Annotated in this window: 1 protein-coding gene; it reads left to right on the top strand. The window is 41.6% G+C overall.

Features of this window, described 5'->3' with window-relative positions; translation table 11 throughout:
• Positions 1 to 421 (top strand): RNA-guided endonuclease TnpB family protein (locus ACYQ2O_RS12860; RefSeq protein ID WP_459796790.1); only part of this gene is annotated, 421 nt, incomplete at both ends.

Here is a 421-nt window from a genome sequence, read left to right on the forward strand (position 1 = left end):
TCTTTGGAAACTAAACTAGCAAAGGAACAACGCAAACTATCCAGAAGGAAAATACAAGCGCTCAAAGATGGTCGAAAATTATCCGAATCGAAGAACTATCAGAAGCAGCGCATCAAAGTTGCCAACACTCACGAAACTATCAAAAACAAACGCACCGACTACCTTCATAAAATCTCCACCGAGATTGTCAAAAACCACGACATAACCGGTATCGAAGATTTGTTGGTAAAGAATATGATGCTCAATCGAAAATTAGCTAAATCCATCTCAGAAGTAAGTTGGGCGGAATTTCGCACTATGTTAGAATACAAAGCCAAGTGGTATGGGAAAGAAATAATCGCTGTCGCACGGAACTTTCCTTCAAGCCAACTCTGCTCGGGATGCGGCTACCAAAACAAAGCCGTTAAGAATCTCGCTGTTC

The organism is Alkalibacterium sp. m-11, assembly GCF_054658155.1.